19 protein-coding genes are annotated in these 21,329 nt (G+C 72.2%); 7 read left to right on the forward strand and 12 right to left on the reverse strand.

Annotation, left to right across the window (positions count from 1 at the left end; genetic code table 11):
• Positions 1 to 6: 6 nt before the first annotated feature.
• From AB4Y76_RS07125 to AB4Y76_RS07160, 8 genes are all read right to left on the reverse strand, one after another.
• Complete coding sequence (locus AB4Y76_RS07125) at positions 7 to 1,815, reverse strand: ABC transporter ATP-binding protein (RefSeq protein ID WP_441923587.1); 1,809 nt, start codon at positions 1,813 to 1,815, stop codon at positions 7 to 9.
• Positions 1,812 to 3,608, reverse strand: coding sequence for an ABC transporter ATP-binding protein (locus AB4Y76_RS07130; protein ID WP_441923589.1), 1,797 nt, complete (start codon positions 3,606 to 3,608; stop codon positions 1,812 to 1,814). Before AB4Y76_RS07130 ends, AB4Y76_RS07125 begins: the two co-directional genes overlap by 4 nt.
• Positions 3,609 to 3,703: 95 nt before the next feature.
• The gene (locus AB4Y76_RS07135) at positions 3,704 to 4,558 is read right to left on the reverse strand and encodes a mucin-2 protein (RefSeq protein ID WP_441923591.1); all 855 of its coding nucleotides are present in this window, start codon (positions 4,556 to 4,558) and stop codon (positions 3,704 to 3,706) included.
• Positions 4,559 to 4,761: 203 nt separating this feature from the next.
• Positions 4,762 to 5,925 carry a tRNA dihydrouridine synthase DusB gene (dusB, locus tag AB4Y76_RS07140; protein WP_441923834.1) on the reverse strand — a complete coding sequence of 388 codons (1,164 nt, stop codon included), beginning with the start codon at positions 5,923 to 5,925 and terminating at the stop codon, positions 4,762 to 4,764.
• Entirely contained in the window at positions 5,922 to 6,587 is a 666-nt protein-coding gene (locus AB4Y76_RS07145; RefSeq protein WP_441923593.1) for a hypothetical protein, read from the reverse strand. The genes dusB and AB4Y76_RS07145 overlap by 4 nt, the downstream gene beginning before the upstream one ends.
• 25 nt (positions 6,588 to 6,612) lie before the next feature.
• Entirely contained in the window at positions 6,613 to 8,010 is a 1,398-nt protein-coding gene (locus tag AB4Y76_RS07150) for a glycine--tRNA ligase (protein ID WP_441923595.1), read from the reverse strand.
• A gap of 79 nt (positions 8,011 to 8,089) precedes the next feature.
• On the reverse strand, positions 8,090 to 8,392 hold the full coding sequence (locus AB4Y76_RS07155; protein WP_441923597.1) for an antibiotic biosynthesis monooxygenase family protein: 303 nt from the start codon (positions 8,390 to 8,392) through the stop codon (positions 8,090 to 8,092).
• A gap of 9 nt (positions 8,393 to 8,401) precedes the next feature.
• On the reverse strand, positions 8,402 to 9,664 hold the full coding sequence (locus AB4Y76_RS07160; protein ID WP_441923599.1) for a sulfotransferase family protein: 1,263 nt from the start codon (positions 9,662 to 9,664) through the stop codon (positions 8,402 to 8,404).
• Between the two features lie 49 nt (positions 9,665 to 9,713).
• Here AB4Y76_RS07160 and AB4Y76_RS07165 point away from each other — a divergent pair, with 49 nt between their 5' ends.
• The 6 genes from AB4Y76_RS07165 to AB4Y76_RS07190 are packed head-to-tail and all read left to right on the forward strand — an operon-like array spanning position 9,714 to position 14,531.
• Positions 9,714 to 10,253: a TetR/AcrR family transcriptional regulator gene (locus tag AB4Y76_RS07165; protein ID WP_441923601.1), complete on the forward strand. Its 540-nt coding sequence runs from the start codon at positions 9,714 to 9,716 to the stop codon at positions 10,251 to 10,253.
• Complete coding sequence (locus AB4Y76_RS07170) at positions 10,250 to 11,422, forward strand: DUF1214 domain-containing protein (protein WP_441923602.1); 1,173 nt, start codon at positions 10,250 to 10,252, stop codon at positions 11,420 to 11,422. Before AB4Y76_RS07165 ends, AB4Y76_RS07170 begins: the two co-directional genes overlap by 4 nt.
• Positions 11,423 to 11,478: 56 nt before the next feature.
• Positions 11,479 to 12,348, forward strand: coding sequence for a metal ABC transporter substrate-binding protein (locus tag AB4Y76_RS07175; protein WP_441923604.1), 870 nt, complete (start codon positions 11,479 to 11,481; stop codon positions 12,346 to 12,348).
• On the forward strand, positions 12,345 to 13,130 hold the full coding sequence (locus tag AB4Y76_RS07180) for a metal ABC transporter ATP-binding protein (protein WP_441923606.1): 786 nt from the start codon (positions 12,345 to 12,347) through the stop codon (positions 13,128 to 13,130). The genes AB4Y76_RS07175 and AB4Y76_RS07180 overlap by 4 nt, the downstream gene beginning before the upstream one ends.
• Complete coding sequence (locus AB4Y76_RS07185; RefSeq protein WP_441923608.1) at positions 13,127 to 14,140, forward strand: metal ABC transporter permease; 1,014 nt, start codon at positions 13,127 to 13,129, stop codon at positions 14,138 to 14,140. Before AB4Y76_RS07180 ends, AB4Y76_RS07185 begins: the two co-directional genes overlap by 4 nt.
• Entirely contained in the window at positions 14,127 to 14,531 is a 405-nt protein-coding gene (locus AB4Y76_RS07190) for a Fur family transcriptional regulator (protein WP_441923610.1), read from the forward strand. Before AB4Y76_RS07185 ends, AB4Y76_RS07190 begins: the two co-directional genes overlap by 14 nt.
• Before the next feature lie 44 nt (positions 14,532 to 14,575).
• Here the strand turns inward: AB4Y76_RS07190 and AB4Y76_RS07195 are convergent, their stop codons facing one another.
• The 4 genes from AB4Y76_RS07195 to AB4Y76_RS07210 all read right to left on the reverse strand — a co-directional run bounded on the left by AB4Y76_RS07195 (position 14,576) and on the right by AB4Y76_RS07210 (position 18,801).
• Positions 14,576 to 15,373, reverse strand: a complete 798-nt coding sequence (locus AB4Y76_RS07195; RefSeq protein ID WP_441923612.1) for an isoprenyl transferase — start codon at positions 15,371 to 15,373, stop codon at positions 14,576 to 14,578.
• A 66-nt stretch (positions 15,374 to 15,439) separates the two neighbouring features.
• On the reverse strand, positions 15,440 to 16,165 hold the full coding sequence (gene recO / locus AB4Y76_RS07200; RefSeq protein WP_441923614.1) for a DNA repair protein RecO: 726 nt from the start codon (positions 16,163 to 16,165) through the stop codon (positions 15,440 to 15,442).
• A gap of 24 nt (positions 16,166 to 16,189) precedes the next feature.
• Positions 16,190 to 17,845, reverse strand: a complete 1,656-nt coding sequence (locus tag AB4Y76_RS07205; protein WP_441923616.1) for an ATP-binding protein — start codon at positions 17,843 to 17,845, stop codon at positions 16,190 to 16,192.
• A gap of 107 nt (positions 17,846 to 17,952) precedes the next feature.
• Positions 17,953 to 18,801, reverse strand: coding sequence for an alpha/beta fold hydrolase (locus tag AB4Y76_RS07210; RefSeq protein ID WP_441923618.1), 849 nt, complete (start codon positions 18,799 to 18,801; stop codon positions 17,953 to 17,955).
• Between the two features lie 69 nt (positions 18,802 to 18,870).
• Here AB4Y76_RS07210 and AB4Y76_RS07215 point away from each other — a divergent pair, with 69 nt between their 5' ends.
• Entirely contained in the window at positions 18,871 to 21,264 is a 2,394-nt protein-coding gene (locus tag AB4Y76_RS07215) for an ATP-binding protein (protein WP_441923620.1), read from the forward strand.
• Positions 21,265 to 21,329 lie beyond the last annotated feature (65 nt).

A 21,329-nucleotide genomic window follows, 5' to 3' on the forward strand; every position in this document is an offset into this window, starting at 1 on the left:
GACCCGTCATGACGACTGCTGGGCCACCCAGGACGAGTGCAACCGCCCGTAGACGCCGCCCTCCTGGACCAGAGCGGCATGGGTGCCGCGCTGCACCACCCGGCCCTGGTCGAAGACGATCACCTCGTCCGCGTTCTCGGCGGTGCTGAGACGGTGCGCGATCGTGACCGAGGTGCGTCCGGCCATCAGCAGCTCCAGCGCCCGCCCGATCCGCATCTCCAGGGCAGGGTCGACCGCGCTGGTGGCCTCGTCGAGGACCAGCAGGTCCGGGTCGGCGAGGTGGGCGCGGACCAGGGCCACCAGCTGCCGCTCCCCCGCGCTCAGCGACTCACCGCGCTGCCCCACCCGGGTGTCGAGCCCCCGCGGCAGACCCGCCAGCCAGTCGCCGAGCCCGAGGTCGTGCAGCGCCCGGGTGACGTCCTCGCGGGTGGCGTCGAGGTCGCCGTACGCCGCGTTGGCGAACAGCGTGCTGTCGAAGAGGAAACCCTCCTGCGGGACCAGCACCACCCGGCGGCGCAGCGACGCGAACGCGATCGCGCGCAGGTCGTGGCCGGCCAGCCGGACCGCGCCGGTCGTCGGATCCATCAGCCGGGTCAGCAGCTTCGCGAAGGTGGTCTTGCCGGAGCCGGTCTCGCCGACGACGGCGATCCGGGTCCCGGCCTCGATCCGCTCGTCCACGTCGCGCAGGACCAGGCCGCTGCCGGGGTAGCCGAAGTCGACGTGGTCGAACTCGACGGTCACCGCGCCGTGCGGGAGGACCACGCCCGCCGGGCCCGGGTCGTCCAGGTCGGCCGGCGTCTGCAGGATGCCGATCACCCGGCGCCACCCGGCGAGGGCGTTCTGGGCGTCGGTGAGCACCTGCGTGCCCATCTGCACCGGGCTGACGAACAGGGTCACCAGGAACGCGAACGCGAGCACCTGGCCGGCGGTGATCTGGTCGTCGAAGCCGAGCCAGATGCCGACGATGATCACCAGCGCGTTCGCGAGTCCGGCCGAGACGCCGCCGAGGGAGAACGAGAACGCGGTCAGGCCCTGGGCCCGGGTGCTGGCCGCCTGGTACTCCGCGATCGACTCGTCGATGCGCGCCTGGGTGCGGCCCTCGATCGCGTGCGTGCGGACGACGACCGCGCCGACCACCGGCTCGGAGACCGCGGCGAGCATCTGCCCGACCATCCGGCGCACCACCGCGTAGGAGTCCGACAGCTTGCGCTGGAAGTAGCGCAGGGACAGGAACAGCGGCAGGAAGCAGACCCAGACCACGATCGTCAGCTGCCAGCTGTAGACGAGCATGATCACCGTCGCGACCAGCACCTGGCCGACGCTGACGATGCCGATCACGCCCCCGAAGACGAGGAACTGGCTGACCTGGTCGACGTCGCTGGTGACCCGCGAGACCAGGGACCCGCGGCGCTCGGTGTTCTGGGTGAGCAGCGGCAGGTCGTGGACGTGCCGGAACGCCTTGATCCGGAGCGTGGCCAGGCCGCGCTCCGCGGAGGTGAACAGCCGTTTGGTCATCCAGTACGACGACACCCCGGTGACCACCATCGCCAGGGTCGCCGCGGCGGCCATCCAGGCGACGAACGCCAGGTCGATGCCGTCCGGCCCGTTGATGCCGCGGTCGAGGGTCTGCTGCACGGCGATCGGGACGACCACCCGGCCGCCGGTGCCGATCACGGCGAGAACCAGGGTGCCGGCCAGGCCGTCGGTGATCTCGGGCGAGATCGCGGCGCCGCGGCGGATCGTCTCCCAGGCGGAGATCTCCTCGCCGGTGTCCATCACGGTGCCGGCCGGGGTCGCCGCGGTCGCGGCGCTCATGCGTCCACCTCCTCGGCGTCGGCCTGCTCGTAGGCGTTGACCAGCCGGGCGTAGGCGTCGTTGCGGCCCAGCAGCACGGCGTGCGGGCCGCGGTCGGCGATCCGGCCGTCGGCGAGGAACAGCACCTCGTCGGCGAGCCCGATCGTCGCCTTGCGGTAGGCGATCAGCACCAGGGTCGCGTCGGCGGACCTGGCCCGCATCGCGCCGAGGATCCGCGCCTCGACCTCGGGGTCGACGGCCGAGGTGGCGTCGTCGAGGATCAGCAGCCGCGGGCGTCGTACGAGGGCGCGGGCGAGTGCRAGGCGCTGCCGCTGCCCGCCGGACAGGGTGGTGCCGCGCTCGCCGAGCCGGGAGTCCAGCCCGTGCGGGAGCGCGGCGACGAAGCCGTCGGCCTGGGCGGTGCGCAGGGCTTCCCAGACCTCGTCGTCGGGGACGTCGGCGCCGAGCGCGACGTTGCCGCGCACGGTGTCGTCGAAGAGGAAGGCGGTCTGCGGGACGAGCGCGACGTGCTGCGCGAGCTCGCCGCGGGCCAGGGTGCGCAGGTCGGTGCCGTCGACGAGGACGGTGCCGGAGTCCGGGTCGACGAGCCGGGTCAGCAGCGTGGTCAGCGTGCTCTTCCCGGACGCGGTCTCCCCGACGACGGCCACGGTCCGCCCGGGGTCGACCTCGAAGGAGAGGCCGTCGAGCACCGGCTCGTCCGGTTCGTAGCCGAAGCCGAGTCCCTCGACGTCGAGGCGCGCCCCGTGGTCCGTGGCCGTGAGGGTGGCGGTGCCGTACTCGGTGCGGACCGGCTCGTCGAGCACGTGGTGCACCCGGCGGAAGCCGACCACCGAGCGCGGGAACTCGCCGAGCAGCCAGCCGATGGAGCGGATCGGGAAGGCCACGATCGTCAGCAGGTAGGCGATCGTGACGACGTCCCCGGGACCGGCGTTGCCGTTCTGCACCTGGAGGACCCCGACGCCGAGCACGCCCAGCACGCCCAGGCTCGGGATCGCCTCCAGGAGCGGGTCGAACACGGCCCGGATCCGGCCGACCTGGATACCGAGGTCGCGGAGCTGGTTCGCCTTCGCCGCGAACCGCTCGGTCTCCTCGGACTCGCGGCCGAGGGTCTTGACCACCATCGCGCCGTCGAACGACTCGTGCGCGACCTCGGAGAGCTCCGCGCGCAGCGCCTGGATCCGGGTGAACAGCGGCGAGGAGTAGCGCTGGTAGACCAGCGTCACGAGGGTGACGAGCGGGAAGACGAGCAGCCCGACGGCCGCCATGGTGAGGTCGACGAGCAGCATCTGGACGACCGCGATCACCATCATCGCCAGCGTGCCGACCGCCATCGGCAGCGGCGCGATCGGCGCCCAGGCGGCCTCGACGTCGGAGTTCGCGTTGGAGAGCAGCTGCCCGGCCGGGTGCCGCTGGTGCCAGGCCATCGGCAGGGCGAGGTACTGCGCCGTCACCTCGCGCCGGTACGCCGCCTGCATCCGGTACTGCATCACGCCGGCCCCGAGGCGCCGGGCCACGATCCCGACCGCGCGCAGCAGCGCCACCCCGAGGAAGAGCGCGAGGACCGCCCACAGCAGCTCGGCCGAGACGGTGCCGTCCTCGAACGCCGGCAGCAGCACGTGGTCGGTCGCCCAGCCGAGCACCCAGGCGTCGGCGACGGTGAGCGCGCCGAACAGCACGCTGCCGAGCGTGGAGACGGTGAAGATCCACGGTTCCCGCCGGATCGCCACGCCGAGGACGGCGAACCCGTCGCGCAGCGTGGTCCGGGCAGGCGCGGTCGCGGACGGTGAGCTCACAGTGGACCAACCCTAGGTGGTCGGTCTGTGTTCCCGCGCGCGGGTTTTCCGGCTACCGACGGTCGAGGAGGTCGCGCAGCAACCGTCCCGAAACCTCAGTAGACGCTGACATGGACATGGTCCATGTGGTTCGCGGTGGCCGAGCCGCGGTCGCCCATCGAGCGCCAGCCCTCGCCGCCGCGTTCCTGGGTGAAGATGTGCTGGCGCCAGATCACGTCGTACAGGTGCAGGGCGCCGGCGTTCGCCTTGAGGAACTCGGCGATCGCGGTCCCGAGCGCGACGTCGCTGGTCATGATGTCGATGGCCCGGCCGCTGGAGTGCTCGCCGTGGTTGTCGTAGCCGCCGTAGTGCTGGATCTGCGGGAAGTTGTTGCAGACCGCGCGGTAGACGCGGACCGCGTTCGCGGTGATGCCGTTCTCGACGCCGGAGGTCCCGGCGCACGGGGTGTCCCCGAGCGGCAGGTGGGCCGGGTCGGTCGGCTTCTTCTCGGCGAGGAACTCCGCGGTGACCCAGCGGACCTTGCCGGCGACGACGACCTGGGCGAAGCCGTCGCGGCGGACGCCGGTGACGCCGATCTGCTTGAGGGTGTCGTACTCGCCGTCGACCTTCGCGTCCTTGGTCGGCGTGAGCCGCAGGTCGAGGTCGTTGGTGGTCCAGAGCTTGCGCTTGACCTTGGGCACCGCGACGACGACGGGCCCGGCGGCGGACTTGGCGACGAGCGGGGCCCGGACCGCGCTGCGGGAGACGCTCGACTCGCGGGCGACGGCGGCGGACACGTCGCCGAGCGCGGCGCTCGCGAAGTCGGGCTCACCGGCGGCGAGCGGGGCGGAGGCTCCGGTGGCGACGACGCCGGCTCCGACGATGCCGCAGGTGACGAGCGGAGCGGCGAGGAGCGCGAGGCGACGGGGCTTGGAAGCGCGTGGCGCAAGGCTGTGGCGGCCTCGGGTCACGGATCGTCCTAACGTCGGGGACAGGGCAGCAGACCCGCGATCTCGGCCCTCCGAGACGGGCCGACGGCTGCAGGCAGCCCGGCCATGAGAACACGGTTCCGTGCCGAAAAACCAACCAGACTCCCGACATTTGGGACAAAACGTACGTGAGGGACCCCACGAACAGGGTCCCGAAACCAACCGAAGCGGACCAAACCCGCAGGTCAGCCGCCCGAGATCTCGGCAGTGTCCTCCTGCATCACCAGACCGCTCCCGTCCGCATCGTCCAGCCACCCGTCGGGCAGCACGACGCGCTTGCGCTCACTCCCCTGGCGGCCGCGCGGCGCACCCAGCACGCTGGTCGGGAACGGCTCGGCCGGGTCCAACGCGGCGAGCAGGGTGTCGAGCTCGGCGAGCGAGGAGACCAGCGCGAGGGCGTGCCGCAGCTCGCCGCCGGCGCTGAAGCCCTTGAGGTACCAGGAGACGTGCTTGCGGAACTCCTTGCAGCCGCGCTCCTCCCCCATGTCCCGGCTCAGCAGCTCGGCGTGCCGCCCCATCATCGTGCTGACCTCGCCGAGGGTCGGCAGGGTGGCGACGGTCCGCCCGGCGAAGGCCGCGGCGAGGTCGCGGAACAGCCACGGGCGCCCCAGGCAGCCACGGCCGACGACGACGCCGGCGGCGCCGGTCTCGGCGACCATCCGGAGCGCGTCCTCGGCCTCCCAGATGTCGCCGTTCCCGAGCACCGGGATCGAGACGTGCTCGACCAGCTCGCCGATCGGCTCCCAGGCCGCGGTGCCGGAGTAGCCCTGCAGCGCGGTCCGGCCGTGCAGCGCGATCGCGGCCGCGCCCGACTCCTCGGCGATCCGGCCGGCGTCCAGGTAGGTGAGGTGGTCGGCGTCGATGCCGAGGCGGGTCTTCATGGTGACCGGGACCCCGTGCCGCTCCCCCGCGCTCACCGCGGCGCGCAGGATCTCGCCGAGCAGGTTCCGCTTCCACGGCAGCGCGGCACCGCCGCCCTTGCGGGTCACCTTCGGGACCGGGCAGCCGAAGTTCAGGTCGACGTGCGCGACGCCGTACTCCGAGCAGAGGATCTCGGTCGCCTTGCCGACGTACGCGGGGTCGGTGCCGTAGAGCTGCACCGACCGGACGTCCTCGAGCTCGTCGAAGACCAGCATCTGCTTGGTGGTGGCGTCGCCCTCGACGAGTCCGCGGCTGGTGATCATCTCGCAGACGAAGAGGCCGGTGCCGCCCTGCGCGTGCATCTGCTCCAGGCAGAGCCGCCGGTACGCCGCGTTGGTGATGCCGGCCATCGGCGCGAGCGCCACCGGGGTGGCGACGCTGACCGGGCCCAGCGTGAGCCCGGGGTGGGTCGGAGCGTGCTCGGTCAGGACGCCTTCTTCTTCTTGGCGACCGTCGCCGGCGTCACCGGCCCGGTCCAGACGATCGGTGCGACGGCCTGCAGCGGCCGGAAGCTGACCCCGGTCAGGGTGCCGTGGTCGGGCACCAGGTACACCAGGCACGTCTCGGCGACCGCGTTCGGCGCGAACGTCGTCGGCAGCGGCGTCGAGGGGCACTTGGTGAACGCGTTGGTGAAGCTGGACGCCTGGATCAGCGTGTTGTTCTTGTCGACCGCCCACAGCGGGATCGGCGTCTGGCCGACGTCGCCGTCGCCGACGTTCTTCACCCCGACCCTGACGTAGTACGGAGTCGACGCCTTGGCCCGGTCGTCGAGCACGTAGCTGCCGAGGTCGGCGATGCTGCCCTGCTGCGCGGACTTCACCGTCAGCTCCAGGACGCTGTTGCGCTCCGGGTTCGGCTCGTAGGCGACAGTGGCGGTCTGGCCGAACTTCAGGTCGGTGCCCGCCTCGGTCAGGGTGACCCCGGACGGGACGTTCACGCTGCTGGTCGACCGGGTGGCCGACGGCTCGGCCTTCGGCTCCTTCTTGTCCGAGCCGCAGCCGGTGAGGGCGAGCGCGCCGGCCAGGGCGAGCACGGAGGCCCGCACGACGAAGCGGCGGGACGGGACGTCAGGGCGACCGAGGTTCTTCACCGGGACATTGTGCACGGCGGAACCGTCAGCAGCCGACGAGACGCTCGGCGAACCAGGTCCGGACTCCGTCGAGCGAGATCCGCTCCTGCTTCATGGAGTCGCGCTCGCGCACGGTGACAGCGCCGTCCTCGAGGGTGTCGAAGTCGACGGTCACGCAGTACGGCGTCCCGATCTCGTCCTGGCGGCGGTAGCGGCGGCCGATCGCGCCGGAGTCGTCGAACTCGACGTTCCAGCTCTGCCGCAGCTCGGCGGCCAGGTCCCGCGACTTCGGCGACAGGTCCTCGTTGCGGCTCAGCGGCAGCACGGCCACCTTGACCGGGGCGAGCCGCGGGTCCAGGCGCAGCACGGTGCGCTTGTCCACGCCGCCCTTGGTGTTCGGCGCCTCGTCCTCGGTGTAGGCGTCGACGAGGAAGGTCATCAGGCTGCGCGACAGACCGGCCGCGGGCTCGATCACGTACGGGTAGTAGCGCTCGTTGGCGGCCTGGTCGAAGTAGGACAGGTCGCTGCCGGAGGCCTTCGCGTGGGTGGAGAGGTCGAAGTCGGTGCGGTTCGCGATGCCCTCGAGCTCACCCCACTCCGAGCCGGCGAAGTTGAACCGGTACTCGATGTCGACGGTCCGCTTGGCGTAGTGGCTGAGCTTCTCCTGGGCGTGCTCGTAGTGCCGCAGGTTGTCCGGGTCGATGCCGAGGTCGGTGTACCAGCGGGTGCGCTCGTCGATCCAGTACTGGTGCCAGTCCTCGTCCTCACCGGGCTTGACGAAGAACTCCATCTCCATCTGCTCGAACTCGCGGGTGCGGAAGATGAAGTTGCCCGGGGTGATCTCGTTGCGGAAGCTCTTGCCGATCTGGGCGATGCCGAACGGCGGCTTCTTGCGGCTGGAGGTCACCACGTTGGCGAAGTTGAGGAAGATGCCCTGGGCGGTCTCCGGGCGCAGGTAGTGCAGCCCGGACTCGTCCTCGATGACGCCGAGGTAGGTCTTGAGCAGGCCGGAGAACTGTCGCGGCTCGGTCCAGGCGCCGCGGGTGCCGCAGTTCGGGCACGCCACCGTCGCGAGGTCGACCTCGTCGGGGTCCGTGAGGCCCTTCTTCTCCGCGACCGCCTCCTGGAGGTGGTCGGCGCGGAAGCGCTTGTGGCAGGACTGGCACTCGGTGAGCGGGTCGGTGAACGTCGCGACGTGGCCGGAGGCCTCCCAGGTCTGGCGCGGCAGGATCACGCTGGAGTCGAGACCGACGACGTCCTCGCGCGACTGCACCATCGAGCGCCACCACTGGCGCTTGATGTTCTCCTTGAGCTCGACGCCGAGCGGCCCGTAGTCCCAGGCGGAGCGGGTGCCGCCGTAGATCTCGCCGCAGGGGAAGACGAACCCGCGCCGCTTGGCGAGGGAGACGACGTTGTCGAGCGGGGACGCGGGCTTCTTGGCCACGGGGTTCAGCTCCTCCAGGATCGGCCGACTGGCTGCCGGCGAGGTGCGCGGGTGCGCGCGAGCGCCAACCTTATCGAGGTCAGCGGGAGCCGTGCTCGTTGAGGGTGCCGCCGGGTTCGACCGGCTCGAAGGCGCTCGGCTCGTCGACCGCACGGCTCAGCAGCGGCACCGCGCCGACCTTCACCTCGTACGACGACAGCGCCCGCCGGTAGCTCCCGACGTCGCGCCAGCGGCTGACCATCACCCAGAGGTCGGGCTCGTCGAGGTTGCGGCCGAGGCTGACGTCCTCGCAGCCGTCGCGGGTGCCGAGCACCGCGGCCGCCGCCTCCAGGTCGGCACGGAAGGCCGGGTCGGCGGTGCGGAACCGGTTCACCACGAGCATGCGAGGAGGCTAGTCGAGGAAGCGTTCCGTGTACGCCGCGAACCGGGCGCGCAGGTCGTCGGGGTCCAGCCCGATGTCCGCGGCGCGGTAGTCGATCCGCCCGTGCCGGTCGCGCTGGTGCTCGGCCAGGTACGCCGCCATCGCGGTCGCCGCGGCCGCGGTGACCGGCTCCCCCGCCAGGGCGTAGACCGCCTGCGCGGTGCCCAGGTCGTCGGCCATGAAGTCGTCGAAGCGGACGTCGGCGCTGGTGTCCGCCGGCAGCAGGTCGCGATCGGTCATGAGGGTGCCGAGCATCGTCTCGATCCGGTCGGCCCAGTAGCCGGCGATCCGCGCGACCGGCACCGGCGTCCGGTGCATCCGCGCGGTGTAGACGACCATCGTCGCCATCGAGACCACCACGGAGACCGGGTCGCGGTGGGTCACCACGACGGCGGCGCCGGGGAAGACCTCGGCGAGGACCGGCAGCTGCTCCAGGTGCTGCGGGGACTTGAGCAGCCAGCGCTGCGGGCGAACGCCCGCCGCCGGGGCGCCGGCCTCGTCGAGGTGCTGGAGCGCCTTCAGCTGCAGCCGCAGGTGCGCGTAGTGCGGGGTCTGGTCCGCGGCGAGGTAGTGGTCCCGCCAGGCCGGCACCTCGGCGATCGTCTCGTAGAACATCGTGGAGAAGTCGTTGGCGAGGAGCTGGATCTCCTCGTGCACGTGGTCCGCGGTCATCTCGTGCATCCGCTTGAAGTACGGCATCGCCTCGTCGGCGAACCAGGTCGCCTGGGCGGTGCGCTCGCGGCGCGGCCCCGGGTCCCCGGCCTCGGCGGCGACGGGGAACGGCTCGACGCTCTCCCAGTAGGGCAGCGTCCGGAAGGTCGGCCCGGCCGCGAGCAGGTTGTGCAGGTGCGTGGTGCCGGTCCGCGGCAGCCCCGCGATCACCACCGGCGGCACCAGGTCGCGCTCCGCGATCGCGGGGTCGCGGGCGAGCAGGTCGACGAGGAGCAACCGGTTCTTGAGCATCTGGAGCACCTGGGTGTGCAGGTTGAGCAGGCCGACCGGGGTGAGGTCGTCGATCTCGCGCATCGCCGCCAGGAGCAGGTCGAGCCGCTCGGCGTAGTCGCGCGGACCGAAGTCGGCCAGGCCGCCGGTCTGCTCGGTGGCCATCGCGTGCAGCTGGTCGGAGTCCAGCCGCAGGCCGTCGGCCATCGGGCCCATCACGTCGAAGATGGCGCGGACGTCCGCGGAGAACTCCGGGACGGCGAGGTCGGTGAGGCGCACGGGATCGGGCATGGACGGCTCCTTGGTCAGAAGAGCGAGTTACGTTACGCTCGGCATCGAAATGGTGACACAGACTTCAGCGCCTGACCAGAGCCCGGGCCGGCCCCGCGACCAGCGGATCGACGAGGCCGTGCTGCACGCCACCCGCGAGCTCCTCCTGGAGGTCGGCTACGCCGGCCTCTCCCTCACCGCGATCGCCGAGCGCGCCGGCACCACCCGGCCGGCGCTCTCCCGGCGCTGGCCCTCGCTCGACCACCTGGTCCACGAGGCCGCCTTCCCGGCGGACCTGACCGCACCGCTCGCCCCGAGCGGATCGACGACCCGCGACGTGCGCGCGATGGTCGCCGGCGCGCTGGCCGCGTTCGCGCACCCGGTCGCCCGCGCCGCCGCCCCGGGGCTGGTCGCGGCGATCACCGCCGACCCCGCCCTGCACGCCGTGCTGCTCGAACGGTTCTCCGCGGCGCTCGGCGGCATCGAGCAGCCGTTGCTCGACGTCGTCGCCGGCACCACCTTCTTCGCCCTGCTGCTGCACCCCGACGACCTGGACGACGACTGGGTCGACCAGGTCACCCACCTCCTGACGGAAGGCATCCCCCGATGAGCGCTCACCCTGACAACTCGGGCACCTGGGAGTCCACCGCCGCCTGGAACGAGCTGCTCACCGGGCTCGGCGAGCTGCAGCAGTCCTTCCTGGCCGGCGACCGCGCCGTGACCACCGAGACCGGGGTCGTCGACGGCTACCGGATGCTGACCACGATCCTCGGGGTCGGCCTGGACATCTACCTCTACCCGGACCGGAGCCGGCCGGTCTGGGTGGAGACGGTCAGCCCGTTCCGCCGCGACCGGCGCTGGGGCGGCGACAACACCGACGCGGCGTACTCGTTCGTCGTCCTCGACCCCGAGCGCACCTACCGGATCTGGGGCCGGCGCAACGACAGCGCCTACTTCTCGGTGACGGTCTACAACGAGCCCGCCCCGGGCGCCTGGTCGGACCAGGTGATCGGCGTCGTCAACGACTCCGACCTCGACTTCGACGACGACGGCGGCTTCTCGTTCCACCTCGGCGCCCGCAGGCCCCACGGGTACGACGGACCCTGGATCCAATTCACCCCGGACACGGCCGCGGCGCTGACCCGCGACTACCAGGCCGACCCGCTCACCGGGACGCCGGTCGAGTGGCACGTCGAGTGCCTGGACGAGCCGGACCCGGTGGTGCGCTCGGACGCCGCGACCGCGCAGGCGCTGCGCTCGACGCTGAGCTGGATGCGGACGATGTTCGCGATCGTCCCGATGGCGATCCAGGAGCGCACCGACGACGACCGCCTCGGACTGGGGCACGAGACCCCGGACGGCGTGAACACGGTGGCGGAGCCCTACCGGGTGCCGGACTTCAACTTCGGCTGGTCGGCGACCGATGCGACGTACTGCTTCGGCTCCTACGACCTGCGGCCGGACGAGGCACTGGTGCTCACCTACCGGCCGCCGAACTCGTTCCGGTTCTGGAACTTCATGCCGTGGAACGAGTACATGGCCGGCCACAACGCGGCCGACGGCAAGACCTCGCTCAACAACCACACCGCGGTCCCGAACGCGGACGGCACGATCACGATCGTGGTCGCGCGCCGGCAGCTCGACCACCCCAACGCGGTGACGACGCTGGATCACCAGCGCGGGATGCTCGCGTTCCGCTGGTTCCTCGCCGACGAGGTGCCGGCCCGGCCCGAGGTGCGGCTGGTCGGCTGCGCGGACGCCCCGACCGAGCTCGGGTAGCCGGGACACCTCCTCGAAGTTGACAATGGTTCTCATTCCGAATGAGAATCGTTGTCATGTTCCGACGCCTCGCCCTCCCCCTGTTCGCCGTGCTGCTGCTCGGGCCGCTCGCGGCCTGCGGCTCCGCGGACAGCGGCAAGCCCACCGTGGTGGCATCGTTCTACCCGCTGGAGTACCTGGTCCGGTCGATCGCCGGCGACACCGTGCAGGTCGAGGACGTGACCGCCCCCGGTGTCGAGCCGCACGACTTCGAGCCCAAGGTCGCCGAGACCGCGGCGATCGCCGACGCCCGGCTGGTCGTCTACTCCCGCGGGCTGCAGCCGGCCGTCGACGACTCCGTGTCCCAGAACGCGCAGGAGAGCCTCGACGTCAGCAAGGCGGTCGACCTCACCGACGACAACCCGCACTTCTGGGTGGACCCGCTGCGGATGGAGAAGGCCGCCGTCGCGGTGGAGAAGCGCCTCGCCGAGCTCAACCCCGACCACGCCGACGAGTACGCCGCCAACCTGGCGACGCTCCGCAGCACCCTCCAGGACCTCGACGCGGCGTACCGGACGGGCCTGCGGGGATGCGAGCGCGACCTCGTCGTCACCAGCCACGACGCGTTCGGCTACCTGGGCCGCTACGGCCTCCGGTTCGCGCCGATCACCGGCCTCTCCCCCGAGGCCGAGCCGAGCCCCAAGCACCTGGCCCAGCTGCGCGACCTGATCGAGCAGGACGGCATCACCACCGTCTTCAGCGAGACCATCGCCAGCCCGAAGATGGCCGACACGCTCGCCCACGACCTCGGCATCAGCACCGCGGTCCTGGACCCGATCGAGGGCCTGCAGAAGGGCAGCACCGACGACTACGCGTCGCTGATGCGGGCGAACCTCGCCGCCCTGCAGAAGGCGAACGGCTGCCCCGGTGCGAAGGTGGGGTCATGAACCGCGCCGTTCCGGTCCTGGAGGTGACCTCCGGAGCCGTCGCCCTCGGCGGGCGCCCGATCCTGCGTGACATCGACCTGCGCGTCGAGCCCGGCGAGGTCGTCGCGCTGCTCGGCGCCAACGGCTCCGGGAAGTCCACCCTGGTGAAGGCCGCCGTCGGGCTGCTCCCGCTCTCGGCCGGCTCGGTGGCGCTCTTCGGCGAGCCGCTGTCCTCCTTCCGCGCCTGGCAACGCCTCGGCTACGTCCCGCAGCGCTCGCCGATGAACCAGGGCATCCCGTCGACGGTCCGCGAGGTGGTGAGCAGCGGCCGGCTCGCCCACCGCAAGCCGTTCGCGCCGGCCCGGGCCGCGGACCGGGCCGCCGTCGACGCGGCGCTGGCTGCGGTCGGGCTCACCGACCGCGCCACCCACCCGGTCGCCACCTTGTCCGGCGGGCAGCAGCAGCGCGTGCTGATGGCGCGCACCCTCGCCGGCGGCCCCGAGCTGCTCGTCCTCGACGAACCCCTGGCCGGGGTCGACCTGATCAGCCAGCAGGCGATGGCCACGGCGCTTGCGGAGCGTGCCCGCGCCGGCGCCACCGTCGTGGTCGTGCTGCACGAGCTCGGCCCGTTCGAGTCGCTGATCGGCCGCACGGTGGTCCTCCGCGAAGGCCGGATCGTCTACGACGGCGCGCCGGCCGCGCTGGCCGACCTCGCCCACGACCACGACGTGCACTGCGCGCCGACCGATCCGGTCCCGCGACTGCCGCTGCCCGGCCCGCTCGGGACGGAGGGACGCCGATGACGGCCCAGATGGCGGCCCTGCTGATCAACCCGTTCGCCTACGACTTCATCCTGCGGGCGCTGGTCGCCGGCGCCGCGACCGGCCTGGCCGCGCCCGCGATCGGCACCTTCCTGGTGCAGCGCCGGCTCTCCCTGCTCGGCGACGGCATCGGCCACATCGCCGTCACCGGCGTCGCGCTCGGCCTGCTCACCGGCACCTCGCCGACCTGGACCGCGATCATCGTGTCCGTCCTGGGAGCGCTCGCCATCGAGCTGATCCGAGCCACCGGCAAGGCGTCCGGCGACGTCGCGCTGGCGCTGATCTTCTACGGCGGCATCGCCGGCGGCCTGATGCTCGTCTCCTTCGCCGACCGCGGCGCCTACGCGCTCAACAACTACCTGTTCGGCTCGATCACCTCGATCTCCGGCACCGACGTCGTGGTGACCGTGGCGCTGGCGGGCGTGGTGATCGCGCTCTGCCTGACGCTGCTCCCCCAGCTGTTCTCGGTCGCCAACGACGAGGACTACGCCCGGACGACGGGCCTGCGGGTGCAGGTGTACAACGTGCTGATCTCGGTGCTGGCCGCCGTCTCGGTGAGCATCGCGATGCGGACCGTCGGACTGCTGCTGGTCAGCGCGCTGATGGTGATCCCGGTGGCRACCGCGCAGCAGTTCGCCCGCGGCTTCCGGGTGACCATGCTCAGCGCGATGACCGCCGGCACGCTGGCGGCCGTGCTCGGCGTCCTCACCTCGGCGTACGTGAACGTCCCGACCGGGTCGACGATCGTGCTGGTCGCGCTCGCCGGCTTCGCGGCGACCGCCCCCGTCGGCATGGTGCTGCAGCGCCGGCGCCGGGCCCGGGTTCCGTTCGACATGCCGGTCGAGCCCGAGCAGCACCGGGTCGAGGAACCGCACCGGCACCAGCACGGGCCGGGCTGCGGCCACATCGCCGTCGAGCACGGCGACCACATCGACTACATCCACGACGGACACCGGCACGCGGTCCACGGAGGTCACTATGACGAGCACTGACCCCGGCGAGCGCACCCTGCGCCCCACCCGCCAGCGCCGCGCCGTCGCCGCCGTCCTGGAGGAGTCCGGCGAGTTCCGCAGCGCCCAGGAGATCCACGAGTCGCTGCGCAGCGCCGGGGACACCGTCGGGCTCTCCACCGTGTACCGGACCCTGCAGGCGATGGCCGACTCCGGCGAGATCGACACGCTCCGCTCCGAGGGCGGCGAGGCCGTCTACCGCCGCTGCAGCGCCAGCCACCACCACCACCTCGTCTGCCGCAGCTGCGGCGCGACCGTCGAGGTCGAGGGACCGGCCGTGGAGAAGTGGACCCGCGCCGTCGCCGGCGAGCACGGCTACACGGACGTCAGCCACACCCTGGAGATCTTCGGCATCTGCGCAAACTGCTCCTGAGCGGCGTCCGGAGCGTGCGTGCAGGGCGTCGTCGCTCAGCTCAGCTACGCCTGGCCGTAGCGGCGGTCTCTCTTGGCGTACTCGGTAATGGCGTTCCACAGGGCGATCCGGTCGACGTCGGGCCAGAGCACGTCGGAGAACACGAACTCCGAGTAGGCGGCCTGCCACAGCATGAAGTTGCTCAGCCGCTCCTCCCCCGAGGTGCGCCAGACCATGTCGGCCTCGGCCTGCTCGGGGACGTAGAGGTACTTCGCGAAGGCGCGTTCGTCGACCTTCGCCGGGTCGAGCCGGCCGGCGGCGACGTCGTGCGCGAGCGCCCGGGCCGCGTCGGCGATCTCGGCGCGGCCGCCGTAGTTGACGCACATGGTCAGGGTGAGCACGTCGTTGCCGGCGGTCAGCTCCTCGGCGACGCGCAGCTCGTTGATCACCGACTTCCACAGCCGCGGCGCCCGGCCGGCCCAGCGGACCCGGACGCCGAGCTCGTGCAGCTCCTCGCGGCGGCGTCGTACGACGTCGCGGTTGAAGCCCATCAGGAAGCGGACCTCCTCGGGCGAGCGCGACCAGTTCTCGGTCGAGAACGCGTACGCCGAGACCGCCTTCACCCCGATCTCGATCGCGCCCTTGACCACCTCGACGAGCGCCTGCTCGCCGCGCTCGTGGCCCGCCGTACGGGGCAGTCCGCGCTGCTCGGCCCAGCGGCCGTTGCCGTCCATGATCACCGCGACGTGCCGCGGCACCAGCTCGGGCGGGAGCACCGGCGGCCGGGCGCCGCTGGGGTGCGGCTCCGGGACCTTGACGGGTCCCCGGGGCACCACCGCGGCCTTGCGGGCGGACCGGCGCACGGGCACCTCCTGCGGAGTGGACGGGACGGCCCGAAGCCTACTGCGGACGCTGCCGCGGCCGTCGCGTCAGGTGGCGTACGGCATCGAGCGCAGGCCGCGCTCCAGGTGCCAGGCCAGGTACGCCGCGACCAGGCCGCGGGCCTCGCGCCGGTTCCGGTCCTCGGCGACGTCGACGACCTCCCAGCGGCCGGCCAGGAGCGCGCCGAGCAGCTCGATCGTCGCCGCGGCCGGCTGTGCCGACCCGGGCAGCCGGCAGTCGGCGCAGAGCATCCCGCCCGACCCGGGGTGGAAGGCCCGGTGCGGTCCCTCCAGACCGCAGCGCGCGCACCCGTCGAACGACGGCGCGTAGCCGGCGACGGCGAGCGAGCGCAGCAGGAAGGAGTCCATCACGTCGCCGGGCCGGTGGTCCCCGGCCGCCATCGCGCGGAGCGCCCCGACCAGGAGCAGGTACTGCTGCACCGACGGCTCGCGCTCCTCGACGACCAGCCGTTCGGCCGTCTCCAGCATCACCGACGCGGCGGTGTACCGGTCGTAGTCGTTGCTGATCGCCTCGCCGTACGGCGCCCGCGTGACCGCCTGGGTGATCGTGTCCAGGTTCCGCCCCTCGGCGAGCTGGAGGTCGACGTGCGTGAACGGCTCCAGCCGGGAGCCGAAGCGTGAGCTGGTCCGCCGCACGCCCTTCGCGACCGCCCGCACGATCCCGCGCTCGCGGGTCAGCAGGGTGATGATCCGGTCCGCCTCCGCGAGCTTGCGCGTGCGCAGCACGATCGCTTCGTCGCTGTAGAGGGGCATGCCCTCATTGTCCTCCCTGGCCGGTCAGCCGGCGCGTGCGACGCGCGGCCCCGCCAGCGGCAGCCGGATCTCCAGGGTGGTCCCCGCGCCCTCGACGCTGAAGACGTCGATGCTGCCGCCGTGCGCCTCGATGATCGTCTTGGAGATCGCCAGTCCGAGGCCGGTCCCCGGGATCGCGTCGACCTGCACGCCGGGCGAGCGGAAGAACTTCACGAAGACGTCCTCGAGCTCCTCGGCCGGGATGCCCCGGCCCGTGTCCGAGATCCGTACGACGACGTCGCGGCCCTCGCGGAAGACGGCGGCCGTGATCCGGCCGCCCTCCGGGGTGAACTTCACGGCGTTGTTGAAGATGTTGTCGATGACCTGGGCCAGCCGTTCGGCGTCGCCCTGGACCTCGAGCGGGCCGCGCCCGACCTCGACCTCGACGACCAGCCCGGCGGCCTCGGCCGCCTTCTCCGCGTCGATCGCCGAGGCTCGGACCACGTTGGACAGCGAGATCCGGCCGAGGTGCAGCTCGGCGCGGCCGAGCTTGAGCGCGTCGGAGAGCAGGTCGTCGACGAGGCGGTGCAGCCGTCGCGCGTTGCGCTGCACGGTCACCAGGAACGGGCGGGCGTCCTCGGGGATCCCCTCGACGTCCTCCAGCAGCACGTCGACGTACCCGACGATCGAGGTGAGCGGGGTGCGCAGCTCGTGGCTGACGGTGGCGACGAACTCGTCCTTGAGCCGTACCGCGGTCATCAGCTCGGTGATGTCGTGGTAGGCCAGGACGGCGCCGTCGAACGCCCCCTCGGGGGTGAAGAACGGGGACGCGGAGACCGCGAACGCCCGCCGGGTCTGCGGCTCGGGCCCGACCCAGATCAGGTAGTCGCGCAGCGACTCCCCGTGCAGCGCCCGCCAGGACGGCAGCTCCTCGGCGGCGAGCTCGGTGAAACCGTCCGCGCCGAAGGTGTACCCGGTCACGTCGGCCTCGCGGGGACCCTCCGGGAACGCCAGCTCCAGGAATCGCTCGTGCCGCGGGTTCATCGAGTTGACCCGGCCGCGCGCGTCCAGGGCGAGGATGCCGACGTCGACCGAGTTGAGGATGGCCTCGTTGAAGCGGCGCTGCTCGGCGCTGTCGGAGACCGCGCGCTCCAGCATCTTCTGCGCCTCGGCCGCCTCCTCGACCTTCGCCTGCCAGGCGTCGGCGGTCACCGAGACCACCATCGAGCAGATCAGCACGACGACGAGCTCCTGGGCGATCCAGGCGTCGTCGAGCAGCTCGCCGCCGAACGGCAGCGGCAGCACGAACGAGACGGCGGTCGCCAGCACGGCGATCACGACCCCGCGGCGGCCGAACTGCAGGCCCAGCCAGATCGCCGGGAAGACGATCGCCAGGCTGGCGGTGCTCCCGGACGACAGCTCCATGAACCCGGTGGCGATGATGTCCAGCGTCGGTACGACGACGACCCAGCTGGCCGGCAGGCCGTCGTACCCGATCGCGACGGCGAGGACGGTCGCGACGGCGACGATCACGATGCCGATCGCGTAGCGCTCCCCGACGTGCGTGTCCTCGGTCGCGATCAGGAAACCGATGTCCAGGACGATCGTGAACAGGAAGAGGTACTGGGCGAAGCGCGGGTCCGAACGGTCGCGCCCCAGGAGCTGCTCGATACCCCGGAAGAGGGCAGACCTCGATCGCATCGGCCGCACCCCCTCCTCCGATCGCTCAACAGCCGCTTCGAGAGTAGTGGCGTGCGCGGACACTTGGCGCCAATTGGGCAATCCGCGAAACGGGGGCCGGCCGCGGCTCAGCTGCTGGCCAGGCGCTCGGGCACCGGCTCGTCGAAGCAGGCGGTCACGAACGCCGCCGCCTCGGCGTCGAGGCGCTCCGGGCGCAGCCGCCACTCGAGCAGGCCGCGGGCCTCGACGAACCGCGCTCCGGGGATCTCGTCGGCCAGCATCGCGGCGTCGGCGGCGGGGTGGACCGGGTCGTGCCGGTGGCCGACCACGAGCGCCGGAACGTCGATCCGGAGCCGGTCCTTGGCCGGGGGCGCGAGCCGGCCGAAGAAGAGCCCGTGGACGGTGGCGGCCATCGCGGCGGGCCGCTGGTCGAGCGTGTCCAGCCCGACACCGGCCCAGAACGGGACCAGGCCGCGCGGTACCGCGCGGGACAGGGCCCGGACGCCCGAGACGGCGAGCGGGACGAAGCGCGAGACCAGGAGCAGCGGCGCGGACGTCACGATCCCGGCCTCGACGGCGTTGTCGAGAACGGGCATCTCGACGAGCAGCCCGCGGACGCGTTCGGGGGCCAGCACGGTGGTCTCCAGGGCCACGTTCGCGCCGAGCGAGGTGCCACCGACGACCGCGCGTCCGGCCCCGAGGTGGTCGAGCAGGCCGAGAACCTGCTCGGCGAACGCGGTCACCGAGTGGGCCATCGGGTCCGCGGGCCGGTCGGAGCGTCCGTGGCCGAGGAGGTCGAGCGTCACGACGTGCGCGCCGGTGGCGGCGATCCGGCGCGCGAGCGGCTGGTGCATCCGGCGCGTCATCAGCTGGCCGTGGACCAGGACCACCCAGCGGTCGCCGCCGCCGTACTCGGTGTACTCGAGGCGGTGGTCGTCGTGGAAGAACTGGCCGATCCGTTCGGACACGAGCGTCATGGGAGCGAGCCTGCCACCCGGGCGGCGGTTCGGAGGCGAGATCGGCCGCCTTCGGGCAGAATTCGGTCTGTGGGTCGGACCGGGGGACCGCGAGCGACTGCATTCCTTGCAGCGCTGCTGCTCTGCGCCAGCACCGCGGCCGGGGTCCTCGGCATCGCGATCACCGACAGCGACCACCCGACGGCGGCCTGGTGGCCGGCCGCCGGGATCGGGGTGCTCACCCTGCTGCTGCTCCCCCGGAGCTGGTGGCCCGGGCTGCTCGCCGGCCTCTTCGGCACCTACGTGCTGGCCAACCTGATCGGCGACCGCCCCCTCGACGCCGCCGTCCTGCTGGCGATGGCGGACACCGCCGAGACCGCCGTCGTCTCGTGGGCCGTGCTGAACCGGGTCGGCCGGCGGATGGAGACGGTCGGCGAGTTCGGCTGGCTACTCGGGATCTCCTTCGGCGGAGCGGTGCTGGCCGCGCTCGGGGTGGCGGCCACGTCGGCGCAGCTCCTCGGCGGCGAGTTCTCCGACACCGTCGCGGCCACGACGGCGGCGCACTGGGCCGCGGTGATGCTGATCGTGCCGCTCGGCCTCGTCCCGCGCGAACGGCTGCGCGAACGGCTGGGCGAACGGCTGGGCGGACCTGATCACCGCCCATCGCCCTGGCTGCTCGTCCTCCAGCTCGCGCTCCTGCTGACCGCGACCGTGCTCGCGTTCGGTCCCGGGCACCACCCGACCCTGGGGTTCGCGCCGCTGCCCTTCCTGATCTGGGCCGGGGTCGCCTTCGGCCCGTTCGTGGTCGCCGTCGAGCAGCTCGCGCTCGCGGTCCTCGTCACCGCGCTGACGCTCGGCGGCTGGGGGCCGTTCGCCGACTCCGAGCAGGCGGCGAACCAGGTGGCCCAGCTCTACCTGCTCAGCCTGGTCATCGCCGGGACGCCGCTCGCCCTCGCGGTGCGCCAGCAGCGGCGGGCCACGGTGGCGGTCTGGGCGGAGAAGAAGCGGACCGAGGCGATCATCGAGTCCTCCTCGATGCCGATCCTGGTCACCGACGAGGACGGCGTGATGCTGTCCGCGAACCCGGCGGTCACCGAGCTCACCGGGTTCCGCCCGGCCGACCTGATCGGTCGCCCGTTCTGGGAGCGGCTGATGCCTGCCGGGGAGTGGGAGCTCGCCCAGGAGCGGTTCGCCGAGGCCCGGGTCCGCGGCCGTGGCGTGATCCGGACCGCCGCGGGCGGCGAGCGGATCGTCACCTACTCGCAGAGCGAGCTGATCGACCCCGTCGACGGCACCGTCCACTACGTGCTCACGGCCGCCGACATCACCGCCGAGCGGGCCAGCACCCACTTCCTCCAGCACCTGCTCCGCTCCGCGACCACGGTCGCGATCCTCGGCACCGACGAGCAGGGCGTGATCACCCTGGTCAACGCCGGCGCCGAGCGCATGCTGAGGATCGACCAGGCCACCGGGCGGGACTTCCTGGACTTCCTCGACCCCGACGAGGTCGCCCGGCGCGGGGCGGAGTACGAGGCCGAAGAGGGGTTCGGCACGCTGGTGCACGACGTCGCGGCCGACGGCGTCCCGCAGACCCGGGACTGGACCTGGGTTCCTCCCGACGGCGTCCCGCTCCGGGTCTCGATGACCACCAGCCTCGTCGCGGACGCCCGGCAGCGGCCGATCGGGTACCTCTTCGTGGCCCGCGACGTCACCGACACCCGCCGCAACCAGGAGCTGCTCCACCAGGCGCTGGAGCGTGAACGGGCCGCGGTCGGGCACCTGCAGGCGCTGGACCACGCCAAGGACGACTTCGTCTCCACCGTCAGCCACGAGCTCCGCACGCCGCTGACCAGCATCATCGGCAGCATCGAGCTCCTCGGCGACGGCCTGCTCGGCGAGCTGGGCCCGGACCAGAAGCACCTCATCGACGTCATCGAGCGCAACGCCGAGCGGCTGCTCGCCCTCGCCAACGACCTGCTCCTGCTCTCGGCGTACGAGGGCGCCGGGGCGCAGCCGCTGCTCGTCCCGCTCGACCTCCGCACCGTCGTGACCGCCAGCGAAGCCTCGATCGTGCCGCTGCTCAACCACCGCGACCTGGAGATGCAGGTCGACCTCCCGGACGACCCCGTCCCCGTGCTCGGCGACGTCGACTACCTGGAGCGCGCGGTCACCAACCTGCTCACCAACGCGGTGAAGTTCACCCAGGACGGCGGCTCGGTCACGACCACGGTGCTGACCGACCCGGCGAACCGCCGCTGCTCGCTCAGCGTGGCCGACTCCGGGATCGGCATCCCCGAGGAGGACCTGGCGAGCGTCTTCCAGCGCTTCTTCCGCTCGCGCAACGTCCGGGCCGACGCCATCCAGGGCACCGGCCTCGGGCTGTCGATCGTCCGCTCCGTGGTCGAGGCGCACCACGGCAGCATCGAGGTGCACTCCCAGCCCGGGGCAGGCACGACCTTCACGATCCACCTGCCGATGGCGTAGGAGCGAGCTTCCGACGTTGCGTAAGCACGGCGCCGCCGACGAGGTCTGCAAGGTGTGCAGACAAG

The sequence above is a fragment of the Marmoricola sp. RAF53 genome (assembly GCF_052114005.1).
Taxonomy (GTDB): domain Bacteria; phylum Actinomycetota; class Actinomycetes; order Propionibacteriales; family Nocardioidaceae; genus Marmoricola.

Excerpts from the sequence above, each read along its gene's own strand:
- AB4Y76_RS07125 (WP_441923587.1), bottom strand. The coding sequence starts at position 1,815 with ATGAGCGCCGCGACCGCGGCGACCCCGGCCGGCACCGTGATGGACACC.
- AB4Y76_RS07155 (WP_441923597.1), bottom strand. The coding sequence starts at position 8,392 with ATGCTCGTGGTGAACCGGTTCCGCACCGCCGACCCGGCCTTCCGTGCC.
- AB4Y76_RS07160 (WP_441923599.1), bottom strand. The coding sequence starts at position 9,664 with ATGCCCGATCCCGTGCGCCTCACCGACCTCGCCGTCCCGGAGTTCTCC.
- AB4Y76_RS07165 (WP_441923601.1), top strand. The coding sequence starts at position 9,714 with ATGGTGACACAGACTTCAGCGCCTGACCAGAGCCCGGGCCGGCCCCGC.
- AB4Y76_RS07170 (WP_441923602.1), top strand. The coding sequence starts at position 10,250 with ATGAGCGCTCACCCTGACAACTCGGGCACCTGGGAGTCCACCGCCGCC.
- AB4Y76_RS07175 (WP_441923604.1), top strand. The coding sequence starts at position 11,479 with ATGTTCCGACGCCTCGCCCTCCCCCTGTTCGCCGTGCTGCTGCTCGGG.
- AB4Y76_RS07180 (WP_441923606.1), top strand. The coding sequence starts at position 12,345 with ATGAACCGCGCCGTTCCGGTCCTGGAGGTGACCTCCGGAGCCGTCGCC.
- AB4Y76_RS07190 (WP_441923610.1), top strand. The coding sequence starts at position 14,127 with ATGACGAGCACTGACCCCGGCGAGCGCACCCTGCGCCCCACCCGCCAG.
- recO (WP_441923614.1), bottom strand. The coding sequence starts at position 16,165 with ATGCCCCTCTACAGCGACGAAGCGATCGTGCTGCGCACGCGCAAGCTC.
- AB4Y76_RS07205 (WP_441923616.1), bottom strand. The coding sequence starts at position 17,845 with ATGCGATCGAGGTCTGCCCTCTTCCGGGGTATCGAGCAGCTCCTGGGG.
- AB4Y76_RS07210 (WP_441923618.1), bottom strand. The coding sequence starts at position 18,801 with ATGACGCTCGTGTCCGAACGGATCGGCCAGTTCTTCCACGACGACCAC.